This is a genomic window from Paraflavitalea devenefica (genome assembly GCF_011759375.1).
Classification (GTDB): domain Bacteria; phylum Bacteroidota; class Bacteroidia; order Chitinophagales; family Chitinophagaceae; genus Paraflavitalea; species Paraflavitalea devenefica.
The window spans coordinates 1264314-1284450 of record NZ_JAARML010000002.1; the positions used below are offsets into that span (position 1 = coordinate 1264314).

The following is a 20137-nucleotide window of genomic DNA, read 5'->3' on the forward strand; positions in this document are numbered from 1 at the left end:
AAGTCTGAAATCAGCGGTGCTCTTCCGACCTCTGATTTCAGACTTCTGATTTTATTTCTTAAACTCCAGCAGGTGTTCCACATCGCTGGTGCCGTCGTCGTAATAGCCGGTAGTGCGGAGTTCCGTGTTGGTAAACTTTGTAATGTTGTAATCGAGCCCGTCAATCCTAAGCAGGGATTCACTGACAAGCTCATAAGGCAAGGTGTCGCGCTGTATCTCATCATCATCTTTTACCGCTTCATAGACCATACCATTTGTTCTGAATTCCAGGGTAAATATGCCTACCGGGATATTCCGGCCAGTGGAATCCTTAAAGGCGCCGGTATTATATTCGTAGGTCTTTTCCGATTCTTTTACCAGGTTCCATTTACCGAGTATACGCTCTGCCGGTGGTTTCAATGCATCTTCATCTTTGTCTTTCTTACAGGAAAATAATACGGTAAGGGCCGTCAGGCCGATCAGGGAATAGCGCATAAGGGTGGTGTTTTTCATGTGGTTTTTATTTCGCTGTAAAATAGAAGAAAGTTTCGGGTATTCAAAGAGGGGAATACCGTTCTGACAAACGGGTTGATTAGCAGGGATTTCCTTAGCGTGCTGTCGCCCCAATCACCCCCAACACATACTCCATCACCGCATCCCGGTTCGTAATAAAATCCTGTTGGGAGGACGTAATGGTCTTATCCGGAATGATGCCTGCGCCAAAGGGGATTTCGCTTTTGTTGGTTACATATTGCAGCAGGTCTACCACGCTGAAGGAAAAATTGATATGCGTATGCGGTAGCTGGTAGGCTACTTTGTCGTGCCCGGTATGGCCATAATAGCCGCCCATACTTTCTTCACCGGTCACCGTAGCATAGCCTTCACTCTTGACCATACTGGCAAAAAGCGAGGCGGCAGAAGCCACGGCCGGGCCAATGAGCAAATACAATTTGCCTTTGAAAGCCAGGCTGTCCGGTTGCCAGAAGCGGTTATAATCCGGGTTCTGGTAATACCTGCCATCTTTTAGTTGATTGTGCTCCAGGTGAAAGTTCTCTTCCGTATCAGGGATCTCCGTGCTGTCATCCGTGTAATAATATTCCTTATAAGGCATGTCCTGGAATATTGTAAAGGCTGCTTTGTTCTCTTTAAACGGCTGGCGGGCCAGGTAAGAAAACGTAAGCAGGTCATTGGGATCATCACCGCCACCATTCTTACGGATGTCAATCACCAGGTGTTGAATATTCTTTTCCCGCAGGGTGGTAAAACATTGCCGCAGGAACTGCTTATAGGTCGCATGCTTTTTCGATTTCGGGCCGCCCAGCGCGAAAGTATTCACGGTGAGGATGGCTGCATCCAGACTGTCTATCAGCCGGAAATCATACCGGTCATCCAGCAGGGTATCCAGTGACAGGGAATGCCTTTTCCTGTTCAGCAATACATAATCCTTGTACTTTACTGCAGGCAGTATGACTGTTGTTGTTGTGGACGCTTGAAAAGGTTGGTATACGATCCGGAACTGTTGGACAGGGCCAAACTCATACCGGTAAAATAAAGGAAACCTGGAACCAATACCCAAAAGCTTACCGGTTATATTGTGGCCATCGGTTGTATAATATTTATACAGGCGCGGCAGGATAGATGATACAGGCAATCCATTAATGGACAGGATGGCAGCGCCCGCCGGTATCTTTTGCCCGTCTGTATTTACCAGCAACTTATTGTTCACCACCTTCACAGGATAGGGGAAGAAGGCGGTTCGGGTGTTCATGCTATCCAGGTAATCATCGGGCAGCGCAATATCATCGTGCAGGCTGCCTATATACGATAGGATAGAAGAAAGGTATTGGTAAAATTGCTCCAGGCTGGTGTTGTGGGTGATCTGCCGGCGGTAATGGGCAAATACACTGTCTACCTGTTGCTTTGAATGATATTTGTACAAACCGGCATGGGCTTTCTCCAGTATATGTTGATACAGGGTAAGATCGGCTGCCAGCGCTGCTTTGCCTGGGACAGGACGTGTAGCCTTTTGGGAAAATAACGGTGAACTAATAATAACGAAGGTAAGGACCAGGAAAATTGGCTGCATGGCTTCATCCGGCAGTGGTTGTACGCTGCTGCCGGGAGCCAATATACGATCTTCCCGGTGGTTACTACGCTATTTTTGTTTGGTCTCGTGGAGAATATTGCCACCCCGGTCATATTGCCTCGACAGGATAACCCTGCCATAGGTATCATAAATAATTTCGGATTGCGGTTGTATCCTGCGATAAACAGTCCTGAGCGAATCTTCATTGGGATGTCTAAACAGGTCAAGCCGGAAGGATGGCGAATTTTTAGTCGTGGTGGTATCATAATAATACCTGGTTACATTACAATGTTGTCCTTTGCTATAATAGCTTTCATGTTCAAGTTGTCCGGAAGGATAAAACCATTCGGTTTTGCCATCCAGGGAATCATGGATGTAGGTTTCCCGGCCCCGCAAGGTCCCATTGGGATACCAGATCTTTCGTGCACCCTGTAATTGCCCGTTGCGGTAAGTTTCTTCTATTTCCAGTTGCCCGTTGGGGTAATATTCAAGCCGGGTTTCGTTGGCAAACTTCTTTTCAGGATGCTCATACAGCTTTCTTAGTCGCTGCAATAAGTTCAAGCCCCTGCCGTATTTCCAGTCCCGCTGGCCATCAGCATTCCTGTATTGCGCATTCCTGTCACAGGCATGAATACGCATCTTGCCGTCTTTTAACTTTCCGAATAATATCCATTCTTCTCCTTTGGTCATACCTATGTAGCAGGAGGTATGCCTCGTATCGTCTATCACCTGTTCCACCGCCTTGCCTTGAAACAGTTCAATGATGTTCAAACTAATTAACCCCATGGTGTGAGAGGGGGAGGGAGCGCCTGCTGCAGGTTCATAATCCTTGTCATCAGTAATTTTTATGTATGCTATTAAATCGTAGTCTTTTAATTGGGCTAAACTGTCGGTGGTCAATATGTCCATGCAAATGCAGGCCTGCAGGTGGTTGATGCCTGCCACCGATGTTAACAGCAGCAGGGCTATGATTTTTTTCATATATGTAGGCGGCGTTTAGGTATGGCCTATATTCAGATGCCTGCAGATGCCGGATTACATACACTCAGAACTGGTATTTATATTCCACCTTTCCGATCAATACCTTCGTTTTGGAAAAGCAGGCATCCTGGGCTTTCAGTCCTTTTTCGTCATAGGAGTAATACCATTTCTGGTAATCGCCGGTGCCTTCGGTAGTGACCAGCATAGTGGCTGTGCGGCCCTGTTCGTCATATTCAAAGATATAATCAGGTAATAACCGTTTGGCGCGGTTATTATACCGTACAATATCCGTTAAGCGGTTTTTGTCATCATAGTAATAATACACTATTGGCTGTGCCTGTCCCCGGCGCACGCTTTTTTCTTCACCGGGATTGCCTTTATCATCTGCCACAAAAGTGATATAGGTGGTATCTGAATTGTTTTTGATCTTCAGCATACGCACCGGTTTGCCGGCCGCATCGTAATACCACAGGTGTTGTTCCTTGTTCACATAATTGCCCGGGGAAAACGCCAGGCTGATGATATTATTGATGCGGTTATTGGCGTCATAGGAATAGGTGATCTCTGTTTTATTGCCATCAGTCGTATCTATGGTTTTAATGAGCTGGCCGGTTGTATTAAAAACAGCCGTATTAACAGAAGTGCCTGCGAGGGTAGTAGTCGTAGTAGTGACAATCTCTGTAAAGTTATTTTTTACAATTTGTTCACATTTGAAGCCTTCAATGGGTTGGTTGTTGTTGTCGTAACTATTAAAGCGTACTGCCTTTACCTGTTGCTGCACCCACACTGCCCGTTTCTTCATCTGTTCGCCGGTCACTACGAGGTCATTATAATAGTGCTGGCTTTGCCCTGCCAGGGCAAAACAACATAGGCAAAGGATTAAAATAGTTGTTTTCATGCTGCTGCTAACGAAAAAATGCCTGTTTTCCATATAGCGGATTCCCAAATTTTTCTGTAAAATACTGTCTTTCCTTATTTTTAGACAAAATTAACACCCGGTGTCCCATTCCAAAGAGCGTCATGAGAAAATATGCCTGAACTGTAATGCTGAACTGAGCGGAAGATTTTGTCACGTATGTGGGCAGGAAAATATCGAGCCAAAAGAATCTGTCTGGGGTCTTGTCAGCCACTTTTTCTATGATATTACGCACTTTGATGGTAAATTCTTCCATACCACCGGCCTCCTCATTAAAAAGCCCGGTTATTTACCCGCAGAATACATCAAAGGCCGCCGCGCCCGGTACCTGCATCCCATCCGGATGTATGTATTCAGCTCTGCCCTGTTCTTCCTGATCTTCTTTATGCTGGTGAAGCCCAAAGATATTGTCAATGGCGACTGGACCACGCTCAAGGACAAAATTCAGGATTCAGTGGCGCGGCTTGATTACGCGCAGACTGTGGTGTTAAAGACGGCCCAAACCAAACAGGATTCGCTGGACATTATCGCCTCTTTTTCTGAGGCAAAAGAACAGTTAGCGGACATCCGCACGAAAACGAAGACGGGGAAAGACAGTGCTGTGCGCAATGGGAAAGACAGTATTACGCGCAACGGGAAAGATAGTGCTGAGCACAACAAGAAGGGAAAATCAGCCGGCAGCGATGAGGAAGAGGAGGATGACGGGCCCAACCTGAATGTCAACTGGTTTGACAAGGACTACAAGTATAAAACGGTGGAGGCGTACGATTCTGCCCAGCAGGCGTTGCCCCAGGGCGAACGGGATGGCTGGTGGGAGCGGAAAGTGAAGCACCGTAACATAGAATTGCAAAGGCGTTACCGGGGGAAGGACAGGGAGTTTGTACAGGACCTGATGGATAAGTTCCTGCACATGCTGCCTTACCTGCTGTTCTTTTCCCTGCCCCTGTATGCCCTTTTTATGAAGCTGCTGTATTTCCGGCACAAGCGGTTCTATTATGTAGATCATGGTATCTTTTTTATCTACCTCTATATTTTCACTTTCGTCTTTTTCCTGGTGTATTTCTCGGTGATGGAGTTGCGCATTCATACGCACCAGGGCTGGATCGGCTGGATTGAAGCGGCCCTGATACTGGGCGGCATTTATTATACTTATAAGGCCATGCGCAGGTTCTATGGGCAGGGCCGGGCCATGACCTTGCTCAAGTTCTTTTTGCTGAACGTGATGGCCTTTTTTACGCTTACATTCCTGTTCATATTTTTCTTTACCTTGACCTTTCTCCGGGTTTAAAACACTACTAACTATGGAAACAAACAATGTGGCCGCAGCTTTCCTGCGGCTGGTGACTATTATGGATGAGTTGCGGGAAAAATGTCCCTGGGACAGGAAGCAGACCGTGCACACCCTGCGGCCCCTGACGATTGAGGAAACTTATGAGCTGGCAGATGCTATTACGGATACAGACTGGAAAGGCATTAAGGAGGAGATCGGCGACCTCATGCTCCACATGCTCTTTTATGCCAAAATAGGGGCCGAGCAAGGACAGTTTACGCTCGAAGAAGCCCTGCACGGGATTGCCGACAAGCTGGTATCCCGCCACCCGCATATTTATGGCGATGTGCAGGTAAAAGACGAGGAAGAAGTAAAGCAGAACTGGGAAAAATTGAAATTAAAAGAGGGCAAAACCTCCGTCCTGGGCGGGGTGCCTGTATCATTGCCTGCCGTGGTAAAAGCTACCCGGTTGCAGGAAAAGGCCAAACAGGTAGGGTTTGAGTGGGACCACCGGGAGCAGGTATGGGACAAGGTAAAGGAGGAAATGGACGAGTTACAGGAAGCGGTTGCCGCTGCACAACAGCCTGAAATAGAGGAGGAATTTGGCGATCTCCTGTTTTCCCTGGTCAATTATGCACGGTTTTTGCAGATAGATGCTGAAAATGCGCTGGAAAGGACAAATAAGAAGTTTATCAGCCGTTTTACCCGTATGGAACAACTGGCAAACAGCGATGGGAAATCCCTGGCCGATATGTCCCTGGCCGAAATGGACGCCCTCTGGAACAGCATTAAAAAACAAAACCCCGGCACTTGAAGCAATTGCTGAAAAACTGGCTCATTAAGAATATTTACCTGCTGGCTGCCATCGGCCTTTTTGGCGTAGCGCTCATCCTCAATAAGTATGTTATCGGCACTACTACCACCAGGTATTATGTGAACCTGATTGAGCAGCGGATACAGCAGAAAGAAAAAGATTTCCGGGAGTTTACTACTGATACGGCTTTACTGGCCATGCTGGTAGAACAGCGCTATGATGAAACTACCCTCGAACGGGTGCTCGACAATAACAAAGGCTACGATATTTTTATTTACGGCCACCACGATGATTCGCTCAATACGCCGCACCTCGTTTTCTGGAATACGCAGACGATCCTGCCCGATGTCTCTTTCTCCTGGGGCATGGATACCAGCCGGCTCATCAAACTGGTCAATGGCTCTTATGTGTACAGCAGCCGGCGGGTCACCCTGCATGGCAAACAGTATACCGTACAGGGACTGATCCCTGTAATATGGAGGTACTTTGTAGAAATGGAGAACCTGCCCAAAGAGTTTGCCGGTTATGCCAAAGCGGTGGAACGGGTAGATCTTGTTATGTCGCCTACGGCCTGGCCCGTTAAAAGTATCCGTGGCAATACCTTGTTTTACCTTGAGCAGATCAATGAGCACCTGCAGCAGCACAGTATATGGTCTATACTGCTGGTCATTGCCGGCATCTTCCTGCTCTTCATATATATTCAGCAAACAGCCGACTATATTGGCCGCCGCTATGGATTGTGGTGGGGCGTTGGTTTTCTCGTAGGGCTGCTGCTGCTCATGCGCCTGGCCACTTACTTCTTCCCCGGTATCCTTAACCTGCGGCAATTTGAACTTTTTGATCCCTATATCTATGGTTCCAGCCTGGTACTAAGCTCCCTGGGCGATCTGCTCATCAATGCACTGCTGCTTTGCTGGATGGTGATCTTTATTAACCGCCGTCTGGATACTTCTACCATTAAAGCGTTTGATAAACCCTGGAAAAACTGGGCAGGCACTACCGGTATTCTAACATTGCTCATCATCTGCACTTTTACATTTGCCGATATCCTGCAAACGCTGGTGTCCGATGCCAAGATATCTTTCAATGTAGCCGACTTTTTCAGCCTCGTAAAACAGTACAGCTTTGTGGGTTTTGCCGTTATGGCCACCCTGGGACTCAGCTATTTTTTGCTGGCGCAGATATTCCTCACCGTGGTAGGTAAGCTGGTAGGAGAAAAGAATTATGTATTATTTATTATCACGGCCTTCCTGGGCCTGCTGCTGCTATCGTTCCAGCGCAATACTGCCATGATAGAACTCAACCTCTATGCCCTGGTATGGCTGCTGCTCTTTATGTGGCTCATGCAGCAAAAGCTCTTTGCCGGGTTGAATTACCGGCTCAATGTATCGGAAGTATTGTTCTGGCTCTTTATATTTTCTTTTTCCATATCGGCCGTTATTCTCTTTGAGAATGGCAAAATAGAATTTGAACAAAGAAAACGGTATGCGGAGAAACTGGCCACCCAGCACGATCCCTCCAGCGAGCGGTTACTGAACATTGCCCTCGCTTACCTCGACAATAACTTCCTGGAACCCAATTTTCACCGCTTCTATAACCAGCAGGAGAATGCCCGTCTGAAAGACAGCATCAATAAAACCAGCTTTTCCGGTTATTCCAGTAAGTATGATACCTGGCTGTTTACCTTTGATAAAGACATGAACCCGCTCTACAATACAGAGCCTGGCTCATTCGATACCCTCAATACGATCTTCCGCAACCAGGCCAAGGTGACCAATATCCCCGATTTCCCGGACCTGCGCTACTTTGAAAGGTCATTCGATAAATACTCCTATATTTTTAAGAAGGAGGTGGTAGATACCAATAATGTTGCCATTGGCTACCTCTTTGTATTGTCCGATCCCAAGCGGCATAAGAGCGAAGCGTTGGTGCCCGAGCTGTTTAAACAAACGCGGGAAATAACACCGGAATACGGATCGGTGTATGCCTGGGCTATTTATGACAGCCTGAAACTGATCAGTCACTATAATGATTATGCATTTCCCACTTATCTCAATAAGCAGTCCTTAAAGGATGAGTTCAGCATTGTTAAAAAAGATGGGTATGAAGAGCTGTGGTACCGCGGTACGCCCGATAAGGTGGTGGTGGTGGCCCGGAAGAGCAATTCTTTTATAGATGCCATTACCTTATTTGCCTATCTGTTCAGCACCTTCCTCTTCCTGCTGGCCTTTTACCGCATCGTGGCTTACCTGATGCGCAGCCGCCTGCAACGAACTTCCTGGAAGGAATTCTGGGAGTTAAGCATCCGCTCCCAGATACACAGCACCATTATTATGATCAGCCTGCTGCTCTTTGTGGTGATCGGGGTGGCCAATGTAATTTTTATCATTAACCGGTATCACCGCAATAACCAGGACCGGCTTACCCGCGCCATCCAGATCATGGTGAACGAAGTGGAAAAGAAACTGACCGACCATGCTACCTTCAACGAAGGCATCATGTTGTATGAGCCGGGCTTTAGCGATGAAGTGGAACAATTGATGAGAGATATTTCCGACATCCATGGTATGGATGTGAACCTCTATGATACGGCCGGTGATCTTAAAGTGGCTTCCAACCAGGATATTTATTATCGCGGGGTAGTGAGTGAAAAAATGAATCCCCTCGCGTATTTCCGGCTGCACAACCTGCGGCAGGTACAAACCGTTACCGATGAAAAAGTGGGCAAGGTAGATTACCTCAGCATCTATGCCCCGGTGCGCGATGATGATGGCAATGCCGTTGCCTACCTCAACGTGCCTTCCTACAGCGCAGAAGTGGAGCTTACGCAGGAGATCTCTTATTTCCTGGTCACGATCATTAACCTGAATGCTTTTATCTTCCTGGTGGCAGGCGCTATTGCCCTGTTCATTACCAACCGTATCACGTCTTCCTTTACCCTCATTACGCAAAAGCTGCGGGATATTAACCTGGGTAAGATGAACCAGGAAATTAACTGGAGCCGCAATGATGAGATCGGCGTACTGGTAAAAGAATATAATAAGATGGTGCGGAAACTGGACGAGAGCGCCGAATTTCTGGCTAAGAGTGAACGGGAGGGCGCCTGGCGACAGATGGCCCGGCAGGTAGCGCATGAGATCAAGAATCCACTCACCCCGATGAAGCTGAGCATCCAGTACCTGCAGAAAGCCATTGACGATAACAATCCCAATGTAAAGGAGATGACGGCCGGCGTGGCCCGCACACTGGTGGAGCAGATTGATCACCTGTCCAAGATCGCTTCCGACTTCTCACAGTTTGCCAATATTGGTAACCCGCGCAACGAGGTGTTTGACCTGCATGAGATGTTGTATTCTCTTACGTCTTTGTATGAGGCTACCGAGAACCTCGATTTCCAATGGGAGGCCGTACCGCATAAAGTATTACTGTTTGCTGATAAGACGCAACTGAACCGCCTGTTCACCAACCTGATGCAGAATGCCATTGAAGCCAGTGAAGGCATGCCGCAGCATATCATCCGCATGAATGAAGTGCTGAATGGCGAATATATTACGGTGAGTATTTCCGATAATGGCACCGGTATTCCCGAGGCTACCCAGTCCAAAATATTTACGCCCAATTTCACCACTAAATCTTCCGGCACAGGGCTTGGCCTGGCCATGAGTAAAAGCATTGTGGAGCAGGCCAAAGGCGATATCTGGTTTGTAACGAAAGAAGGCGAGGGCACTACCTTCTATGTGAAGATACCTTTGTTGAGGGCTATGAATTAATGGCGACATAGGGTCACGCATGTAAAGGCTTTTTTAAACTTTTGAATTTTTGTTGGTGGTTCTCATCTGCCTCATCCAGGGAATGGGAACTATGCAGGTCTTTTTCCTTTTCGGCCAGTGCTGATAATTTGGTGTAATACTTCTTGATCACGCTGAGCTCTTCCTCCGTCAGGTCTTCAATATCCACCAGGCGGTTGCTGGCTTTCTCATGGCAGGCGATCAATTCATTCAGCTTTAGGTGGATAGCGGTAGTATCCTTGTTCTGCGTCTGCTGGATAATGAATACCATCAGGAAGGTGATGATGGTGGTAGAAGTATTGATTACCAGTTGCCAGGTATCGGAAAAGCCAAACAGTGGTCCGCACAGCGCCCAGCCGATGATGAGCAGCATGGCCAGGATGGAGGCCAGCGGACTGCCTGCGGCACGCGTCAGTTTGCCAGTGATCCTGTTAAAGAGACGGGCCCATTTCAGGTTCTTTGATTTGGAAGGTTTTGCCATATAAAATGATATTACGCAGGTACACTATCAATAAAAAAGCCAGGCCACAGGGTGTGGCCCGGCTTTGCCTCTACACCTTAAGCTTTAACGGCTGTGAGTGAATGTTTTCAACCCTAATTAAGCTTCTTCGTCTTCCTCTTCTTCCATCCTATTCTTGTGGGTGCCTGTCTTCCGGGATGAGCCTGCTTCATCCTCAATGCCGGCAGGAAAATTCACATTGTTCTCGGCAATATAAGTAAGGCTCTCATCAGTTTCTTTTTCTTCTTCCAGGGTACGTCCCAGCAGCTCAGCTACTTCTGTCATGCCAAAAGTATTGGCCAGCGTAGTTAAACCGCCATACGTAGCAATTTCATAGTGTTCTACTTTTTGTGCTGCTATAATGAGGCCCACATCCCGTGTCAGTGATCCTTCGGGTGTTTCTTCCATCACTTCTTCCGCTTCTTTTTGTAAACCTTCCATCGCATCGCATTTTTTTGCCTGTGCTTTCTGTCCCATTAATTCAAATACCTGTTCCAGTCTTCTGATATGCTCTTCTGTTTGTGTGAGGTGCTCTTCAAAGGCCTGGCTCAGTTCAGTAGTGGTGCTTGCCTTAGCCAGTTTAGGCAATGCTTTCGTCAATGCTTTTTCTGCCCAGTAAATATCCTTCAGCATATCCGTAAAAAGCTTTTCCATTTCTTCTCCCATCTGCCTATTGGCAGGTTGAGAAGAACCTTTCGCTGGTATTTTTTCATTTTTCCCGGAACTGGCTTTCCTGGATTTAGTTGCTTTTTCCATAAAAAGATTTTTTATTTAGTTAATAGGTGGTGATGAAAGAGAGAGTGGTAAAAGGTGTGCCATACAGTGAGCGCAGGAGTATCTACAATTTGCCGGCATAGTTGAGGAAGAAAAACCCGGCATCACATCTACCAGCCTGGATGGGTAATTAATTCTACAGAAAAGAAGATGGCCTGGTACAGGCATATCATTTGAAAATATTGTGTTAAAAATAACCGCTATGTTAAGCAATATACAACTTGGTTTCCTGAGAGACCGTATCCATGAGATCGGAAGCGCTCTTTTCGCCAACACCAGTAATGCTGCGTTTAAATTACCTACTTCTATTATATCTGTACTACGGGTAGATGAAGCAGGGAATATCCTGTTCTTCCTGCACAATCCTGACCTGTTTATAGATGAAAGCGATAAGGAATTCCCTGCCCGGCTTGATTTCTACCGCAAGGGCAAACCCTTTTTCCTGCAGGTATCCGGCCAGGCATGGGTGGTCACCAGCCGGGATGAGATCAATGCACTGCTCGACGGGGCGCCTGAACACCGCGTGAATGTCTTTTCCCGGGTGATGCTGGTAAAAGTACGTGTTGAACATGCCGCTTATTATGAACAACGCGAGCGTGCCGTGAGCCGGCTGCAATCCTGGTGGCATGCTATCTGCAGCTATCTCTTACAGGAAAAGCCCCGGTACAGGCCGTATAAGCTGCATCCTGTGGTGTTGGCATAAGGAAAGGTATAAAGGCAACAAGGCATAAAGGCAAGAGTAAACAGTGATCAGCTAAACAACTAAAATCAACTAACTATGCGCTTTATATTACCTGATAACCTGAAATTCGCAAAACGGTTTATAGAGAAAACATTTTTTGGGGCGCTTAAGATACACAACAAGGCTACCCTGAAGGACCGCTTTTTGGTTGAAACGGTATTCATAGATGCCAACCAATATATCTGGTGCTGCTGTGCTGATGAATTGCCGGTAGCTACCGATAAGTTTCCGGTATCCCTCAAATATGTAGATAAAGAGAAGGGCATTTATATGAAAGTGACCGGTACAGCCCTTAAAGTAAAGTCAGGCTTACAACTGGTAAGTGAAGCAGGGTTAGATGATGCTATTGATGAGCTGACAGACAAACGCCCTGTTACATTGCTCAAGATCAAAATGACGGAGACAGTTTATTATAAAAAGAATAACGGCCAGATTAATTTCTACGCCGTAGCAAGCTAGGAAACCACCCTAAGAAAGTGCGATAGGCGGTCTGATCTTTGCGTTAGGCCGCTTTTTTTTGCTCACTCGCTCCGGAGGCTTGCCAATAGCCGTCATCCCGCTAAGGCGGGACGGCTGATAGGAATTCTAAACCCCAATAATATTAGTGTATGTCGAAGAGAAGCATTGCCATAATAGTTCTATTGTTACTCATCGCCGGGGGCATTGTTACCTGGAGTATCTATAAACGCCGGATCGTAAAAAACGAAGTGGCTAAAACGATAGCCGACAAATCCAATAATTTGTATGGCATAAAAACCGGCAGCCTGGATATTGATGAAGTGGCCGGTAGCCTCACCGCCACCAACCTTGAACTGGCGCCCGACTCCAATGTGTACAATCAATTGAGCAATACCAGTGATGCGCCTTCCGTACTGGCAAAGATCAGTATACCTTCCTTAACAGTGGCCGGCGTAAAAACACCCAGAGCATTACTGAACAGCGAAATTGACGGACGCAAAGTAGTGATCCATTCCCCCCGTATAGAATTGTTTTTTACCGGCAAGGGCAAAGATTCGCTGAAAAAGGTGCCCGACAAAGAAATGTACCGCCAGATATTGGGCAATCTCGAACTGATAAAAATTGATACGCTCTCCGTAGTCAATGCCACCATCATTACCCGCGAATGGAAGACCGGCCAAATCCGCATGCAGTTTGACAGCGTATTCATTGATCTCTTTCGCATTGCCGTGGATAGTCTGCACGATAAGGATACCACCCGTATTTTGTTTGCCGAACAAGTACTGGTCAAATGCAAAAAAGCGCGCTGGAGCAGCAAAAATAAATTGTACCAATATGAAGTGCATGACATCCACCTGAACAGCAGTGAGAAAAAACTGAGCATGAACAGGTTTACGATTAACCCTGCTTTGCCCGAACAAAAGTTCCTGCAGCAGTTTAAATACGCCAATGACCGGTTTGATGTGGATATCCGGCAGATCAGGCTGGCCAGCCTGAATGTGTCACTGCTGTTGGTGCAGCAGGATATAGCAGCCGATTCCCTGGTGGCTGGCGCCAGTAATGTCCGCATTTACCGGGACCTTTCTTTTCCGCACGATGGGAAGAACAGGGTAGGTACTTACCCCAACCAACTGATCATGAAACTACCCATTGATCTGGCTGTTAAAAAAGCAACTTTTCATAATTGCTTTATTGAATACAAGGAGCGCAATGGCAAGAGCGGCAAAAGTGGTAAAGTGCAATTTCATAAAGCGGTTGTATCGGTCGCCAACCTTACCAATCACCGGAAATTACTGGTCGCCAAAAGTATGCAGGTACAGTTCAGGGCACAATTCCTGGATAAAGCGCCTGTAAGGGCGCTTATCAATTTCTATCCCGACGGGGGAAGGTTTACCATAGAAGGGGAAATGGGGGGCATAGAAGCCACTGACCTCAACCAGCTCACAGAGCCCATGGGACTGACCACGATTGAGAAGGGTACGCTACGCGGTATGAAATTCAACTTCTCCGGCACCGATTATACCACCGATGGGCGGCTCACCATTTTTTACAACGACCTGAGGATTGCCCTGCTGCAAAAAGACAGTACAGATAATTCATTGAACAAAAAGGGGCTGGTAAGCATGTTGGCCAATATAAAAGTGAAGAATGACAATCCCGGTAAAAAGGAAGAAGTACGTGTGGCCGATGTGCATTATAAACGGGATACCCACAAATCTTTCTTCAACCTCGTGTGGAAATCCATCTTTACCGGCGTAAAGCAAACGGTAGGGATGGAGTAGAAAAAGGCAACAAGGCAGCAAGGCAAAGAGGCAACGAGGTATTAAGGCATGCCGCTGAGTCTTTTGTTGGTGAATACAATATGGGCAGGAATATCACCGGTCTCCACATCCCATTTACGTTTCCCATCGGGCGAAAAGCAATACAACCTGCCCGGCGTTACATAATCTTTGGCGTCTGTTACCAGTATCTCCCGCGTTTCCGGGTTCACTGCAATGCCATAAGGAATAGCGATCTTCTTGTCGGTACCATCCGTTATAAAATTGCGCGACACCACTGTTTTTGTCTTCGTGTTGATAATGGCATAGGTAATGGTATTGCTGTTGGTAACATAACTCCATTCCGTGCTGTATACATAGGCCGAATCGCCGCAGATGGTGATATTGCTGGCCGCCAGGTCAAGCGTGTCTGTCACTTCGTCGGTGCTATTGATGATATAGGTATTGGAAGGTATCTTTTTATAATCCCCGCGGGAGGTAACGTAAATATTCCCATGTCCATCCGGCTCCATCCGGTGCAGGTTAATGCCTACTGTTATTTTGGACGTTTCTTTAAATGTATTCAGGTCAATCACCGATACTGTATTATCATAATGCGGTACGCGGTAACCTCCTGAATTGGCCACATAGAGTTTATTATTACGGATCACCATCTCCTCCGGCTGATAGCCCACCACGCAGGTGTCTTTCACGGTAAAGGTGACGGTATCTACCCGGGCTACACAGCCCAGCCGGGCATTGGGATCAATCAATACAGGGCCAGCATAGGAACTTACGTAAGCATAGCCTTTATCGAAAGTAATATACCGGCAGTTGGGAATGGGGATCGTGGCAATATGCCTGGCTGTGGTTACATCCATCACCTCCACCAGGTGCGATACATTGATCACTGCATACAGCTTATTGCCATAGACCTGTATATCATTGCCTACATCGCCCAGCTCTTTTACAATAGCCGGATTGCGGGCAGGGAAAATATTCTTATGGTACGTACCGGATGGATAATCAAAATAATCAAGGGAAGCCTTGTTGCTGCCCATATTGGCTTCATTCAGTAAAAAGAAGCCTTTCACCAGGCCGTTGGTGCCAGGCGTGATGGGCGTAGTGGTAGGCGGCACAATAGCATCTTCTTTCCGGCAGGAAGTACCTGCCAGCAGGAGAAGCAGGAATACCAGGGAGATGGTTGGTAGCGTAAATTTCATCATCAGTGTATTTGTTGTAAGCGAGGCTTTACAGGGTGATGCCGGCAATTAGTTTATAATTAATGCCCGGCATGGGATACCATTGCACCACTTCATAGTGCTGGTTCAGCAGGTTGTTCACCTCCGCCGTAAGCCGGACCGTTTTTTTCTTATGAGTCATGTTTTTTGTCAGCGCCACATCATGTGTGTACCAGGGCCTGCTATAATTTTCCGGTATATTGGCCACTGCTTCATAGCGCTCACCGGTATAAATAAAACTATAGTGCAGGTGCCAGCTTTGCCAGGTGGGGTTCAATACCAGTGATCCGCTATGCCAGGGTATATAAGGCAACTGCCCGCCATAATACGGACTGGCACGGTCGGTAAAGTCCTGCGCTTTTTGATAGGTATAGCTAAGGCGGGCATTGAGCAACACCGCCGGCGACAGTTGCCAGTTGGTTTGTACGGCTACATCCAGTCCCCTGATCTCCGTATAACCCAGGTTCAGCATCGTCCACCGGAACTGGTTGGAGGTGGGCATGGCCACGATCTTATTTTTTACCTGGTTAAAATAAGCGTCTGCCTGCGCTTCTACCCGGCGGAGCAAGCTATGCGGGAAATCGCGGGCGAAGGTTACGCCTGCATTGTATTGGGTGGTATATTCCGGGACCAGGTATTTATTCCCAATGAATGTATAGTATAGGTCATTGAGCGTAGGCATCCGGAAAATGCGTTTGTAAAAAGCACGCAGGTGAATGTCGGGTTGTTTCCAGGGTTGCCAGGATATAATAAGTGAAGGCGTGTATTCATGCTTGCTACCGGCCGCACTGTTTGCCACTTTGGTAGTTTCCTGCACAAAGGTGCCCAGCAAAGAGACCTGTACCGTAAGCCGCTTTAATTGAAGCGAAGTGGCCAGCGCCCCCAGGGTGGTATAACGGCGCGGGTATACAAAATCAACCAGGTCGGCACGCAGGGTGTTGAACAAAAAATCAGTCGCTGCATTCACGCTCCAGCCCGGCAGCAGGGTAATCAAATGGGCAGCAGAAAAATAAACTTCCTGCTGCCGGTAATGATTGTTTACATAGAGCGTGGTCACATCCAGCCGGGGGTCCGACAGGTAGTGCAGGTAATCATAGGCATATTTACTATTTAATTGCAGGCTGTAGCGCTGGCTGAATTGCTTGCGCATAGATGCCTGCACAAATACATTATTGTCCCATTGCCGGTCCTGGTGTTTGAACCGGCCCGGCTCTTCCCGTACGGCGGCGCCGGGATAACCTCTTTCGGAATTGTACCAATACACTTTTGCCTTCCATTCACCGCCTGTTATACGGCCATACAGGCCGCCTTCCAGGCGCAGGGTATATACATCCCCGTTCTTCCGCACTTCCGTGGTATCGTATCCGTCCTTCTTCACATAGCTGAACCGGTATTGGCCATTGGTATACAGGTATTCGGCATTGAACGAAGTGGTGAGTTGCTCATTCAGCCGGTGTTCCCATAAGAGGGATGGATTAATGGTGCCGAAGGAGCCGCCTTTTATAGTAGCCTTGAAATTATTCCTTTTACCTTCCGTAAAAGAAGGAATGCGGGTAGTCATATAAACAGCACCGGCGGAAGCAAGATCTTTGGCCGTTTGAAAAATGGCGCTTTTCTGTCCATTGTAAAGCGAAATGGACACCATATTGTCCAAAGAAAACCGCCCCAGGTCAACCGTACCGTTCTGGGCATTGCCCAGTTCAATGCCATCATAAAAAACACCCACATGCTGACTGCCGAGGCTGCGGATATTCACTGTTTTCAGGCCGCCCACACCACCATAATCTTTTACCTGTACGCCGGAGAAATACCGGATGGCATCGGCCACGGAGTGTACGCTCAGGCGTTGCAGGGCAGCGCCGTTCAGCGTTTGCACAGGTATTACTTCTTTGATGGTGCGGTCGGCTGTCACTATTACAGCGTCAAGACTGCGCACCCGTGCAGTATCTTTCTGTTGTGCAGCAACTGTGCTGATACTGCAACAGCATACCAGGAGCCAAATATATTGCCGTAATACAGTGTTCATCATTGCAGCCCCAGATCTTCTACACCCATAATCTCTGTAGATACTTCTCCCAGCCAGCCTGCTTCGGCACGCATACCGGTATAGATCCTGATGAAATGGATAGCGGGCAACTTCACCGGCTTACCTGCCTTATCTACTGCCCAGTCGAGCCGGATGCCAACCCCTTCATCCGCATTGGGCCAGTTATCAGCATAGCCGAAAGAAAAAGGCGAGCTCACATAATAAGATCCATTGCCAGACTGGTCTTTGACACCACTGCTGGTGAGCTTTGTGCCTTTGAACGTAATGCTGCTGCCTTTCCATTGCGGGTAATAAGGTTGTGCATGGAATACGTTTTTAGACAGGTAACCGGCCGCCCCCTGGTTGTCCGTCCACCGGATATAGGTTGTATCGCTCAGCGACCAGTTATTTTCATCGGGCGTAGGCACTTTATTTTCATCCGGCTTGTGGTAGGTGATCTCGTAATGGTGGATCGTTTTCGGACTATTGTATTCCGAACCGGCAATCTCATACCAGGTATCATCGGGCAATCCATTGCCATTGGCATCCATCGCTACTTCAATGATACCGGCCTCTGACCATTCATTAAAAGCATTGCCCAATACTTTAAAGCTGGCCTGACCGGAGTTGTTCATGATCGCATGATCAAAGCCCACTACTACAAATCCGCCAAAGCCGCCCAGGTGAATACCGGATGATGTTTTGAGCGCGTTGGTTGCTTTCAGCGCCATCTGTTCGGCGGTTTCCCCTTCCTTCCATTCAGGCATGCTGTTCACAAACTGACCCGGTGCGGGGAAGTATTCAAATACTTTCATCGCTTTGGAAGAATACGCCGTGCTTTCCTTTTTCACCACCACGTTAATAGTGGTGGATAGCGTTTCCGTGCCATTGGTAACGGTCAGGGTAATGGGATAAGTACCGGCGGTATGGCTGATAAAGCGAAGCGTATCGGTCGTTGCAATGATCTCATTGCCGGCTTTCCATGCGTACACTGCATTGGGCAGGGTAGTAGTGGCAGGCAGTACGAGGAACTGATACCGGTCTACCACAAAACCGCCTGCAGGCTCCTTGATCATAACAGTAGCGGCTATCTTATCGGGGGTGTCTTTTTTACAGCCTGGTAATAAAGCAACAAAGACCAGGAGGATAAGAACAGGTTGGTAGCGGATGATTATTTTGTTCATGGTTCAGGATTAATTGAAGATCATTAAAGCGGGGAAGTAGTAGTAAGTATAATTGACCGTTTTCTTCAGGGTTGCATTGGCGGCATCATAAAAGTAAAGACTGTTATAGGAATAGTTTTGCCCATAACCCGATTGTACAGCTGTTACTACCAGTTCATTGGCGGCAGCATAATAACCTACAGCCGCGCCATAAAACTCCTTACCAGTGGGTATCGTGGCAAAGGGGGCCGAGAGGGAAGCTGGGTTACCGGCTATGTATTTATAAAGCTGGTTGCCGCCGGCGCCCCACGACATGGTTTTGGCAATGAATACCGCATTCTCCGTAGAAGAAGTAGTAACGGTGCCTACGTTCCAGGCAAACCAGGGATTGCCCAAGGTGAAAGGAAGTGTCACCTTATTGGTGTCTAAAGTAGTGGTGTTCACCTTTACGAGTGAAGTACCGCCTGCCACCCAGAGGCTGCCATCAGGTGTTTTGGAAAGCCCCTGGTTCATCCCTGCGATGGTTTTCACAATACTGTAATTGCTTTGGTTCAGTACTATCAGTCCGGCCGATTGGTTCAGTACAAAAATGTAATTGCCTTCCTTGTATAGGCAGCCTGTTTCGCCGTTGATGCCGGTGATCTTCGCGCCTACCGTAAGCGTGGAAAGATTGAGCGGGTAAATGCCATTGGCAGTACTGATCAGGCCATTGGTGCTGTCCAGTCCCAGGAAAGCGCGGCCATTGGCAGGCAGGGAGGCGATGCGACCGGTCTCTACCAGCGATTTGGAATCGGTTACCACGAATGGTCCCTGCTTGGATACCAGATACAGCTTGCCATTGAATACGGCGCCGTATTGCGTGGTGACGCCCAGTTCTTTGCCCGGGTTCTCCAGGTGGTATACCATCTGTTCAATCGTGTCCTGTCCGTAGCGGTAGAAATTTACATTGCCATTGTCATGGCCAAACCAGCCTTCATTTACCAGGATGATGCCGTTTTCATACTTGCCCAATACCTGTGTCTTTTGGCTGGTGGATTGGGTGAGCGGTTGCTGGAAGTCGTTGTCTTTGTTACAGGCTGCCAGGCTGGCCATAAAGATCAGCAGCAGCAAGCCTTTCATGGCGGATAACCGGTTGTGCATTTTGGTATGATTAAGTGTGATAGAAAACAACCTGTTACCATACTTAATCAATACAACACCATACCCCGGATAGTCATTCCGGTGCATAGGTATGCACAACCGGCCGTTGCCTGTTACAGCAGGGGACAGCAGGCATAACTACAGGGAAAAAAATGAATAAGCTGCGTGCAGCCAATCATTCATGCTTTTTACCCGAAAGCTATGAATTAAGTAGGTAGCTGAAGGCAGGTCTCCTGGCTTGTTCTATTGCCGGACGCCTTCCCATTGCGTTTGCGTTATACAAAACAGCAACAGTGGCATGTAGATCCGGCAATTTCGTGGGTGTATATGCGAACATACTATGATGCGTACCCACGTAAAGAACTTACAGTTGCGGGACAGCTCCGGATTTTTGCTGGTGGCAATCACCGGATTCCCTTTTAATCACTACCCATAACGGTAATGAACCTTAAGCGTTGCAAAGATAAGGGGAAAGATTGTGGTGAATGATCAATTGTGAGTA

Annotated in this window: 16 protein-coding genes and 1 riboswitch; of the genes, 6 read left to right on the forward strand and 10 right to left on the reverse strand. The window is 47.6% G+C overall.

Annotated elements, in window-relative coordinates; genetic code table 11:
* Positions 1 to 51: 51 nt before the first annotated feature.
* The 4 genes from HB364_RS14510 to HB364_RS14525 form a co-directional block, all read right to left on the reverse strand.
* Positions 52 to 492 carry a hypothetical protein gene (locus HB364_RS14510; RefSeq protein ID WP_167288815.1) on the reverse strand — a complete coding sequence of 147 codons (441 nt, stop codon included), beginning with the start codon at positions 490 to 492 and terminating at the stop codon, positions 52 to 54.
* 94 nt (positions 493 to 586) lie between these two features.
* Positions 587 to 2065: a S41 family peptidase gene (locus HB364_RS14515; protein WP_167288817.1), complete on the reverse strand. Its 1479-nt coding sequence runs from the start codon at positions 2063 to 2065 to the stop codon at positions 587 to 589.
* A 69-nt stretch (positions 2066 to 2134) separates the two neighbouring features.
* Positions 2135 to 3046: a toxin-antitoxin system YwqK family antitoxin gene (locus tag HB364_RS14520; RefSeq protein ID WP_167288819.1), complete on the reverse strand. Its 912-nt coding sequence runs from the start codon at positions 3044 to 3046 to the stop codon at positions 2135 to 2137.
* 64 nt (positions 3047 to 3110) lie between these two features.
* Entirely contained in the window at positions 3111 to 3944 is an 834-nt protein-coding gene (locus tag HB364_RS14525) for a hypothetical protein (RefSeq protein ID WP_167288821.1), read from the reverse strand.
* A 100-nt stretch (positions 3945 to 4044) separates the two neighbouring features.
* On the opposite strand from HB364_RS14525, the gene HB364_RS14530 reads away from it, so the two are divergent.
* From HB364_RS14530 to HB364_RS14540, 3 genes are read left to right on the forward strand one after another with little or no spacing between them, the layout of a single operon-like run.
* Positions 4045 to 5250, forward strand: a complete 1206-nt coding sequence (locus tag HB364_RS14530) for a DUF3667 domain-containing protein (RefSeq protein WP_167288823.1) — start codon at positions 4045 to 4047, stop codon at positions 5248 to 5250.
* Positions 5251 to 5263: 13 nt separating this feature from the next.
* The gene (gene mazG, locus HB364_RS14535) at positions 5264 to 6046 is read left to right on the forward strand and encodes a nucleoside triphosphate pyrophosphohydrolase (protein ID WP_167288825.1); all 783 of its coding nucleotides are present in this window, start codon (positions 5264 to 5266) and stop codon (positions 6044 to 6046) included.
* A complete protein-coding gene (locus tag HB364_RS14540; protein ID WP_167288827.1) occupies positions 6043 to 9816 on the forward strand; it encodes a sensor histidine kinase in 3774 nt (1257 codons plus the stop codon). The genes mazG and HB364_RS14540 overlap by 4 nt, the downstream gene beginning before the upstream one ends.
* A gap of 13 nt (positions 9817 to 9829) precedes the next feature.
* Here the strand turns inward: HB364_RS14540 and HB364_RS14545 are convergent, their stop codons facing one another.
* Positions 9830 to 10315: a low affinity iron permease family protein gene (locus HB364_RS14545; protein WP_167288829.1), complete on the reverse strand. Its 486-nt coding sequence runs from the start codon at positions 10313 to 10315 to the stop codon at positions 9830 to 9832.
* 117 nt (positions 10316 to 10432) lie between these two features.
* A complete protein-coding gene (locus HB364_RS14550) occupies positions 10433 to 11089 on the reverse strand; it encodes a ferritin-like domain-containing protein (protein ID WP_167288831.1) in 657 nt (218 codons plus the stop codon).
* A gap of 220 nt (positions 11090 to 11309) precedes the next feature.
* Here HB364_RS14550 and HB364_RS14555 point away from each other — a divergent pair, with 220 nt between their 5' ends.
* The 3 genes from HB364_RS14555 to HB364_RS14565 all read left to right on the forward strand — a co-directional run bounded on the left by HB364_RS14555 (position 11310) and on the right by HB364_RS14565 (position 14089).
* A complete protein-coding gene (locus HB364_RS14555) occupies positions 11310 to 11810 on the forward strand; it encodes a hypothetical protein (RefSeq protein WP_167288833.1) in 501 nt (166 codons plus the stop codon).
* A gap of 75 nt (positions 11811 to 11885) precedes the next feature.
* A complete protein-coding gene (locus HB364_RS14560) occupies positions 11886 to 12308 on the forward strand; it encodes a hypothetical protein (protein WP_167288835.1) in 423 nt (140 codons plus the stop codon).
* Positions 12309 to 12457: 149 nt separating this feature from the next.
* On the forward strand, positions 12458 to 14089 hold the full coding sequence (locus tag HB364_RS14565) for a hypothetical protein (RefSeq protein ID WP_167288837.1): 1632 nt from the start codon (positions 12458 to 12460) through the stop codon (positions 14087 to 14089).
* A gap of 41 nt (positions 14090 to 14130) precedes the next feature.
* On the opposite strand, the gene HB364_RS14570 is transcribed toward HB364_RS14565, so the two are convergent.
* The 4 genes from HB364_RS14570 to HB364_RS14585 are packed head-to-tail and all read right to left on the reverse strand — an operon-like array spanning position 14131 to position 19635.
* On the reverse strand, positions 14131 to 15288 hold the full coding sequence (locus tag HB364_RS14570; RefSeq protein WP_167288839.1) for a YncE family protein: 1158 nt from the start codon (positions 15286 to 15288) through the stop codon (positions 14131 to 14133).
* Positions 15289 to 15316: 28 nt separating this feature from the next.
* Positions 15317 to 17332, reverse strand: coding sequence for a TonB-dependent receptor (locus HB364_RS14575; protein ID WP_167288841.1), 2016 nt, complete (start codon positions 17330 to 17332; stop codon positions 15317 to 15319).
* Positions 17332 to 18516 (reverse strand): PKD domain-containing protein, encoded by a 1185-nt coding sequence (locus tag HB364_RS14580; RefSeq protein ID WP_167288843.1) that lies wholly within the window; start codon positions 18514 to 18516, stop codon positions 17332 to 17334. Before HB364_RS14580 ends, HB364_RS14575 begins: the two co-directional genes overlap by 1 nt.
* 9 nt (positions 18517 to 18525) lie before the next feature.
* Positions 18526 to 19635, reverse strand: coding sequence for a DUF5074 domain-containing protein (locus HB364_RS14585; RefSeq protein ID WP_167288845.1), 1110 nt, complete (start codon positions 19633 to 19635; stop codon positions 18526 to 18528).
* 206 nt (positions 19636 to 19841) lie between these two features.
* Positions 19842 to 20101, reverse strand: a riboswitch (cobalamin riboswitch).
* Between the last annotated feature and the right edge of the window lie 36 nt (positions 20102 to 20137).

Coding starts and splice junctions, on each gene's coding strand:
- HB364_RS14510 (WP_167288815.1), bottom strand. CDS start 492: ATGAAAAACACCACCCTTATGCGCTATTCCCTGATCGGCCTGACGGCC.
- HB364_RS14515 (WP_167288817.1), bottom strand. CDS start 2,065: ATGCAGCCAATTTTCCTGGTCCTTACCTTCGTTATTATTAGTTCACCG.
- HB364_RS14520 (WP_167288819.1), bottom strand. CDS start 3,046: ATGAAAAAAATCATAGCCCTGCTGCTGTTAACATCGGTGGCAGGCATC.
- HB364_RS14525 (WP_167288821.1), bottom strand. CDS start 3,944: ATGAAAACAACTATTTTAATCCTTTGCCTATGTTGTTTTGCCCTGGCA.
- mazG (WP_167288825.1), top strand. CDS start 5,264: ATGGAAACAAACAATGTGGCCGCAGCTTTCCTGCGGCTGGTGACTATT.
- HB364_RS14545 (WP_167288829.1), bottom strand. CDS start 10,315: ATGGCAAAACCTTCCAAATCAAAGAACCTGAAATGGGCCCGTCTCTTT.
- HB364_RS14550 (WP_167288831.1), bottom strand. CDS start 11,089: ATGGAAAAAGCAACTAAATCCAGGAAAGCCAGTTCCGGGAAAAATGAA.
- HB364_RS14555 (WP_167288833.1), top strand. CDS start 11,310: ATGTTAAGCAATATACAACTTGGTTTCCTGAGAGACCGTATCCATGAG.
- HB364_RS14560 (WP_167288835.1), top strand. CDS start 11,886: ATGCGCTTTATATTACCTGATAACCTGAAATTCGCAAAACGGTTTATA.
- HB364_RS14565 (WP_167288837.1), top strand. CDS start 12,458: ATGTCGAAGAGAAGCATTGCCATAATAGTTCTATTGTTACTCATCGCC.
- HB364_RS14570 (WP_167288839.1), bottom strand. CDS start 15,288: ATGAAATTTACGCTACCAACCATCTCCCTGGTATTCCTGCTTCTCCTG.
- HB364_RS14575 (WP_167288841.1), bottom strand. CDS start 17,332: ATGAACACTGTATTACGGCAATATATTTGGCTCCTGGTATGCTGTTGC.
- HB364_RS14580 (WP_167288843.1), bottom strand. CDS start 18,516: ATGAACAAAATAATCATCCGCTACCAACCTGTTCTTATCCTCCTGGTC.
- HB364_RS14585 (WP_167288845.1), bottom strand. CDS start 19,635: ATGCACAACCGGTTATCCGCCATGAAAGGCTTGCTGCTGCTGATCTTT.